This is a genomic window from Rhodococcus sp. NPDC059179 (genome assembly GCF_042754885.1).
GTDB lineage: Bacteria > Actinomycetota > Actinomycetes > Mycobacteriales > Mycobacteriaceae > Rhodococcus_G.
Window position 1 is genome coordinate 1 of record NZ_JBHZBV010000023.1, and the last position, 7268, is coordinate 7268.

General features: G+C 70.4%; 8 protein-coding genes and 1 pseudogene. 2 read left to right on the forward strand and 7 right to left on the reverse strand.

Annotated elements, in window-relative coordinates:
• Positions 1 to 600: IS30 family transposase (locus ACFXMV_RS23070; protein WP_378502964.1), on the forward strand; the 600-nt coding region annotated here is incomplete at its 5' end.
• A 53-nt stretch (positions 601 to 653) separates the two neighbouring features.
• Here the strand turns inward: ACFXMV_RS23070 and ACFXMV_RS23075 are convergent.
• From ACFXMV_RS23075 to ACFXMV_RS23095, 5 genes are all read right to left on the reverse strand, one after another.
• Entirely contained in the window at positions 654 to 1658 is a 1005-nt protein-coding gene (locus tag ACFXMV_RS23075; RefSeq protein WP_378501068.1) for an enoyl-CoA hydratase/isomerase family protein, read from the reverse strand.
• A 22-nt stretch (positions 1659 to 1680) separates the two neighbouring features.
• Complete coding sequence (locus ACFXMV_RS23080; RefSeq protein ID WP_378501069.1) at positions 1681 to 2367, reverse strand: pyridoxal 5'-phosphate synthase; 687 nt, start codon at positions 2365 to 2367, stop codon at positions 1681 to 1683.
• Between the two features lie 63 nt (positions 2368 to 2430).
• Complete coding sequence (locus tag ACFXMV_RS23085) at positions 2431 to 2925, reverse strand: nuclear transport factor 2 family protein (protein WP_378501070.1); 495 nt, start codon at positions 2923 to 2925, stop codon at positions 2431 to 2433.
• Positions 2926 to 3026: 101 nt separating this feature from the next.
• Complete coding sequence (locus tag ACFXMV_RS23090; protein ID WP_378501071.1) at positions 3027 to 4808, reverse strand: ABC-F family ATP-binding cassette domain-containing protein; 1782 nt, start codon at positions 4806 to 4808, stop codon at positions 3027 to 3029.
• Positions 4808 to 5737, reverse strand: a complete 930-nt coding sequence (locus ACFXMV_RS23095) for a 4-(cytidine 5'-diphospho)-2-C-methyl-D-erythritol kinase (RefSeq protein WP_378501072.1) — start codon at positions 5735 to 5737, stop codon at positions 4808 to 4810. Before ACFXMV_RS23095 ends, ACFXMV_RS23090 begins: the two co-directional genes overlap by 1 nt.
• A gap of 92 nt (positions 5738 to 5829) precedes the next feature.
• Between ACFXMV_RS23095 and ACFXMV_RS23100 the strand changes: the two genes are divergently transcribed.
• A complete protein-coding gene (locus tag ACFXMV_RS23100) occupies positions 5830 to 6255 on the forward strand; it encodes a VOC family protein (protein WP_378501073.1) in 426 nt (141 codons plus the stop codon).
• 184 nt (positions 6256 to 6439) lie between these two features.
• Here the strand turns inward: ACFXMV_RS23100 and ACFXMV_RS23105 are convergent, their stop codons facing one another.
• Positions 6440 to 6640: a hypothetical protein gene (locus tag ACFXMV_RS23105; protein ID WP_378500313.1), complete on the reverse strand. Its 201-nt coding sequence runs from the start codon at positions 6638 to 6640 to the stop codon at positions 6440 to 6442.
• Between the two features lie 40 nt (positions 6641 to 6680).
• A pseudogene (locus ACFXMV_RS23110) lies at positions 6681 to 7268 on the reverse strand (WS/DGAT domain-containing protein); the annotation flags it as partial.

The window sequence follows — 7268 nt, forward strand, 5'->3', positions numbered from 1 at the left end:
CGGTTGTCGACCCGGCGGAGCACCCGTCTACCCCGCAACCGGGTCGATCGTCGTGGGAAGCAGTACGCGGACGCGTTCAAGATCAGTGATCGGCCCGCCGAGGCCAACGACCGGGCAGTCCCGGGTCACTGGGAAGGCGACCTGATCGTCGGCACCGCGAGCAAGAGCGCGATCGGCACGCTGGTCGAGCGGTCGACCCGATACACGCTCCTGCTGCACCTGCCCGACGGGCACCGCGCCGAACAGGTGGCGGACGCGATGCTGTCGGCGATGACGGACCTGCCCGAGCATCTGCGGCGGACAATCACCTGGGACCGTGGTTCGGAAATGGCGCAGCACGAGCGCATCCGGATCGAACTGGGGGCACCGGTGTACTTCTGCGATCCGTACAGCCCGTGGCAGCGCGGCACGAACGAGAACACCAACCGGCTGTTACGGCACTGGTTCGCCAAGGGCACCGACCTGAACGTGCACGACGCGGCTGAGTTGAAACGGGTCCAGGATCTGCTCAACACCCGGCCGCGTCCCACCCTCGACTACGACACCCCCGCCGATCGGCTCCGCGCCCTCATCGCAGGAGATGTTGCCCTGACTGCTTGACTTCACCCGAGTGGGACGACGATAGCTGCACTCTCGACGGGGCCCGAACGGTGCTAGTCGAACAGCGCGGCGATCGCGTCCCGGTCCACCCCGTCGAGGCTCGCAGGCGTCCAGGACGGGTTGCGGTCCTTGTCCACCAGCACCGCCCGCACGCCCTCTGCGAAGTCGGGTCCCCGGGTCACGGCCGCGGTGAGCGCCAGCTCGCGGTCCAGGCACTGCGGCAGCGCGTCGTCTGCACCGCGACGGATCAGTTCCGCAGTGACGAAGGCGCCGGTCGGCGACACCGAGGTCAGCGCGGCTCGCGCCTGCGTCGACCACTCGTCGTCCCCGGTCAGCCGGGCCAGCATGTCGGCGGGGGTGCCCGCGCCGAAGGTCTCGTCGATCTCCGCCTGCCGTACGGCCAGCGGCGCCTCGGGGGCCTGCTCGCCGAACTTCTCGAGCGCCTCGGCGGCCGAGCCACCGCGGATCGCGTCGGCCAGGTCCGCCAGCCGCTCGCTCGGCACGAAGTGCGTGGCCAGCCCGAATGCGACCGCGTCGCCCGCCGACACCCGGGCACCGGTGAGCCCCAGGTACATCCCGGCCGCACCGGTCAGCCGCGGCAGGAAGTGGCTGGCACCCACGTCCGGGAAGAATCCGATCGCGGTCTCCGGCATCGCCAGCACCGCCCGCTCGGTCACCACCCGAACCGCGCCGTGCACCGAGATGCCGAGGCCGCCGCCCATCGCGGCACCGTCGATCAGCGAGATGTAGGGCTTCGGGTATTCGCCGATCAGCAGGTTGAGCCGGTACTCGTCGGCGAAGAATCCGTGCACGAACTCCCCGTCGCCGCGCAGCACCGCCTCGCGCACGGCCTTGATGTCGCCGCCAGCGCAGAACGCCCGCTCGGAAGCGCTGGTCACCAGGACCGTCTCGACCGCCGGGTCGTCACGCCAGCGCAGCAGCGGCTCGTACAGGTCGCGGATCATGCTGGGATCGAGGGCGTTGAGCGCCTTCGGTCGGTCCAGCACGATCTCGCCGACGCCGCCGACTACGTCGGTCCGGATGAAGCTCATGCGCACTCCTGTTCAGGTGGTCTCGCGGTCACGGCCACAGGACGTCGGTCACCCACCCGGCGGACGGCGCCTGCCGCCGGTACCGCAACCGTTGATGTCTGCGCCCCGGATCGGAGAGCCAGAACTCGACGCTGTCCGGGACCAGGCACCAAGCCTGCCAGGTCGGCGCGACGCGGCCCGGATCGGCCTCGATCGCCGCGACCTCCGCCGCAACCGCGCGGTCGTACTCGACCGGGTCGGCCAGCACCTCGCTCTGCCTGCTCGCCGCGGCCACCGCTCGGGCCGTCACCGACCGCTCGACGTAGTCGCGCGCGCTCACCCGCGCCTCCCCCGGTTCGGCGTTGCCGCGGACCCGGACCTGCCTGCCCACTCCCGCCCAGTAGAAGGTGAGCGCTGCCGAGGGGTTCGTCGCGAGCTGCCGTCCCTTCGGGGAGTCCGCGGAGCCCGAGAACCACCACCCCCGTTCGTCGACGTCCTTGAGGATCAGCACCCTCGCGTCGACCCGGCCGCCGTCATCCGTGGTCGACAGCACCGCGGACTGCGGTTCCGGCACCTCGGCCGCCACCGCCTCCTCCAGCCAGCCCAGGAACAGCTCGGTCGGCGCGGGCGTCGGGTCCAGGGCACTGCCTGCGGCCGGAGCAGCCGCGACGGCGGGCAGGGCGCGCAGCCACGCGCGGGTGTCGGCGAACGAGGACCGGGGCGCGATGTCGGACACAGTCGAACCCTAGGGCACCGAGAGCACCACCGGCCGTGGGCGATTCGGTGCGCGGGCAGTCCGTCAGGCCGAGGCGGGGGCCTGGGTGGCGGCCGGGGTCACCGAGAGAGCCCATCGATTCGAGGTGACCTGGAAGCTCGGGATGTCGGCGAGGGAGATGACCACCTCGTAGGTGCGCTCGTAACCGGTGTGCGCGATGCGCCACTGTCCGTCCGCACCCCGGGCGTACCGATCGTGAAAGTAGGCCGCACCACGCAGCAGCATCCCGTCCTCCGGGATGATCACCGTGTCCGAGAGCACCCAGGTCCCGGTCGCGGAATCGCCGTCCACGTCGATCTCCGGCTGCCCGGTCAGATGCTCGGTCAGTACATGCGGAGCCAGCGTGATCTCCATGAACGACACGAGCGCGTCCCGGTCCTCGAAGCGGAGATGCTCGCCGTAGGTCGCCGTCGCATCGGGCAACAGGGTGTCGCGGAAGGTGGCCCAATCCTTGGTATCGAGGGCGCGGGTGTACCGGTATTTGAGTCTGCAGATCTCGGCGACGGCCTCAAGATCCATGATGCACGCCTTCCATGACGGGACTCATGCACAGATACTGACCTGCTCGCAGACTAGTCGCCTTCGCCCGCGGAGGAGACCGGAATGAGTGAGCGCCCGGCTCAGTCCAGCTCGGCGGCCAACTCCATCCAGCGCTCCTCGGCACCGTCCTTGTCCATCACGACCTGCTTGAGCTCCGCATCGAGCGACTGCAGCTTCGCCGGATCGGTCGCGGCCTCCGCCAACGCCGCGTGCAGCGTGGTCTCGCGCTCGTCGAGCTTGGCGATCTGGCGCTCGAGCTTGCTCAGCTCCTTGCGGGCGGCACGATCGGAAGCGCCGTCCCGAACCTGTGCGGGCGCGGCCGAGCCCGACAGCGCCTGGCTGGTGGTCCCGGCGGCCTCCACCGCGGCCCGACGCCTGCGCAGGTAGTCGACGATGCCGCCGGGCAGGTTGGTGAGGTTGCCGTCGCCGAACAGCGCCCAGGTGGAGTCACAGATCCGCTCGATCAGGTAGCGATCGTGACTGATCACCACCATCGTGCCCGCCCAGCCGTCGAGGATGTCCTCGAGCTGCTGCAGCGTGTCGATGTCGAGGTCATTGGTCGGTTCGTCGAGCAGCAACACGTTCGGCTCGGACATCAGGACCCGGGTCAGCTGCAGCCGTCGTCGCTCGCCGCCGGAGAGATCGCCCACCCGGGTGCGCTGACGTGCCGGGGTGAAGCCCAACCGCTCGGCCAGCTGGCCGGCGGATATCTCCTTGTCTCCCAACACGATCCGCTCGGCGACGTCCTTGACGGCCTCGAGCACACGCAGGTCGGTCGGCAGGTCGTCGAGTTCCTGGCGCAGCCAACCGATCTTGACGGTCTGACCCTGGATCCGGCGGCCGGTCGCGGGCTCGAGTTCGCCTGCGAGGGTGCGCAGCAGGGTCGTCTTACCGGAGCCGTTGACGCCGACGAGACCGATGCGCTCGCCAGGTGCCAGGCGCCACGTCAGGTCGCTGACCAGTTCCCGGCCGTCCGGCGCTGCGATGGTGGCGTCCTCGAGTTCGATGACCACCTTGCCGAGTCGGCTGTTCGCGAACGACGCCAGCGCGACCTTGTCCCGCGGCGGCGGCACGTCGGCGATCAGCGCCTCTGCGGCCTCGATCCGGTACTTGGGCTTGGAGGTACGCGCGGGCGCACCGCGCCGCAGCCACGCGAGTTCCTTGCGGGCCAGGTTCCGGCGACGCTCCTCGGAGGCGTCGGCCTGCCGCGAGCGCTCGGCGCGGGCGAAGATCCAGTCGTTGTAGCCGCCCTCGTAGGCCTCGACCTTGCCTCCGACGACCTCCCAGGTGCGGTTGGCGACGGTGTCGAGGAACCAGCGGTCGTGGGTGACGACCACCAGCGCGCTTCGCCGGTCGACGAGATGCTCCGCCAGCCACTGCACGCCCTCGACGTCGAGGTGGTTGGTCGGCTCGTCGAGCACCAGCAGGTCCAGGTCCTGCACCAGCGCGGCGGCCAGCGCCACCCGGCGCCGCTCGCCTCCGGACAGCCCCTCGACCATTCGATCGAGGCCGACGGCGTCGATCCCGATCCCGGTCAGGATCGACCGGATCCTGGCGTTGCCAGCCCATTCGTGTTCGTCGACGCCGAGCGGTGCGAGCACCACGTCGGCGACGGTCGACCCGGCAGGCAGCACGCCACGCTGGGTGACCACCGCCATCCGCAGCCCGCCGACCCGGCTCACGCGGCCGGAGTCGGGCGCCTCGATCCCCGCCAGCACCTCGAGCATGGTGGTCTTGCCGCCGCCGTTGAGGCCGACGACACCGATCCGCTCACCCTCCTGGACACCGAGCGACACCGAGTCGAGCAGCGGTTTGATCCCGAAGGACTTCGAGACCTGCTCCAGATTGATCAGATTCGCCATCAGTGCTCCGTCTTGTTGTCGATGGTGCGGGCACCGGGCACCGGCCCGTGAGCCGTTCGCACGGTCCGGCAGACGCCCGCGCCCGCCAGTTCCACGCTGACCGCCACGGCCGCGTCGGCGTCCGCGCAGAGAAATGCGCAGGTCGGCCCCGAGCCGGAGACGATCCCGGCCAGGGCGCCTGCGGTGGTACCCGCCCGCAGGGTGCGGCGCAGCTCCGGCTTGAGGGACAGCGCCGCGGGCTGCAGGTCGTTTCCGAGCAGGGGGGCGAGCTGACGGGGATCGCCCAGGGCCAGCGCGTGCATCAGCTCGTCGGCGTCGCCGAGCCGGGGCGGATCGCCCTCCGCCCGCAACCGGTCCAGCTCGCGGAACACGTCAGGGGTCCGCAGCCCGCCCTTCGCGAGCGCGAGAACCCAGTGAAAGGTGTTGCGGGACAGGACCGGAAGCAGCTTTTCCCCGCGTCCGGTGCCGATCGCGGTGCCGCCGCGCAGGGAGAACGGCACGTCGCTGCCGAGGCGGGCCGCGAAGTCGTCGAGTTCGGCGCGCTCGAGTCCGAGCTGCCAGAGCTCGTCGAGCGCGACCAGGGTTGCCGCCGCGTCGGCGCTACCGCCTGCCATGCCGCCTGCGACCGGGATGCCCTTGGAAATGGTGATCGCGACCCCGGGCTCCCGGCCCGCGCGCTCGGCGAGCAGCTCGGCCGCCTGCCAGACCAGGTTGCGCCGGTCGGTAGGCACCACCCGCGCGCTCTCGCCGTGCACCGCGACCGAGAGCTCGTCGGCGTCACGGACCTCGACATCGTCGTGCAGCGAGAGCGCCTGGAACACCGAGGTCAGCTCGTGGTAACCGTCTTCGCGCAGGTCACCGACGCCGAGGTGCAGGTTGACCTTCGACGGTGCCCGGACGATCACCGGGCGAGGAACAGCGGACAGCACAAGGCACCAGCGTAATGGAACAAATGCGGGCCGCTGACCGCCCGCTGGGACGACCATGGGAGTCGACGCCGCCAACCCGACAAGGAGCCGTCATGGCCGACCGCAGCGATCCCGACCCTGAGCAGTCCGTGGTGCCGCGACCGGCCGCACTGCCCTACCTGTCCGTGCCCGACGCCCGCCGGGCGATCGAGTGGTACACCGAGGTCTTCGGGGCCCGCGTCGACGGCGAGCCGATCATGATGCCCGATGACCGGGTGGGGCATTGCGAGCTCGTCATCGGCGACGGCACCCTGTATCTGGCCGACGAGTTCCCGGAGATCGGATTCACCGCACCGGTCGCGGGCCACTCCGGGGTGAGCCTGATGCTGCCGGTCGCCGACACCGATGCCGCACTGGAGCGGGCGCGCGCTGCTGGCGCCCGCGTCGAGCGCGAACCGACGGACGAGAACGGCCAGCGCGGCGCCACCCTCGTGGACCCGTTCGGTCACCGGTGGATGCTCGCGGGTCCGATCGGCTGAACGGGCTAGGGCATGTCTCCTAATCCCTCTCGGATGCACCTGGCAAGACAATCGTCGTCCGGCAAGGCGGAGGAGAAGCCGATACCGCTGTTGTATCGGCGCCGACGACAACGCCGCAGGGCGGCGATTGGACGCCAGGGGCGCCGAAATGGGGATTGGGAGACATGCCCTAAGTCCGGCCCGGTCAGATGATCAGGGCAGCCAGCGCCACGCAGGCGATGGTGAAGGCACCGGTCAACGCGCCGGTGACGCCGGACCCGGTGACCAGGACCGCGGATCCGGCGGCGGGCACGGAGGCGCCGAGCGCGATGGCGATCGCGGTGCGGATCCGGTGGGGCGCGAAGTCGTCCGGGCGCAGGGTCCGGTCGTGTGCGGTGACAGTCATGTGCGTCGTCCTTCCTCTGTGGGTCTGGTGGTGCCTCGCGCTACAGGCCGACCGCCCGCTCGAGCGCCGCGAGTTCGTCGTCAAGGTGACCGAGGAGCGGCTGCAAGGGCGGAACGCTGCGCCGGCAGCCGGTCAGTCCGAACGCGATCTCATCGTCGGTACTGGTGCAGGTGATGTTCAGCGCCTGCCCGTCGACCGGGATCGACAGCGGATAGAGCGCGCTCAGACGGGCTCCGTTCCAGTACAGCGGCGTCCTGGGACCCGGCACATTGGAGATCATCACGTTCGGTGGCCGAATGGGCGCGCGCTCGCCGAGGAGCACCCCGAGCACCAGGGGAACGGCGCCGAGCGCGCTCATCGCCAGAATCTCCCCCGGCGTTCTGGCGCTCATCGCCTCCTTACCCTCGCTCATCGTGGTGCGCACCATCGCGAGCCGCTGTGCGGGATCGTCGAGGTGGGTGGCGAGGTTGCACGAGAGTACGCCGAAGTCGTTGCCGGCCTTGCCCTCCTGGCCCTCCTCCACCGCTCGCCGCGGACCTCGCCGCGAACCGCCTGGCCCCGCCGATCTGCACATTCAGGATGCTCTTCGGAGCTGCGAGCGACAGCGAGCCGCCGCGTTCGTGCCAGG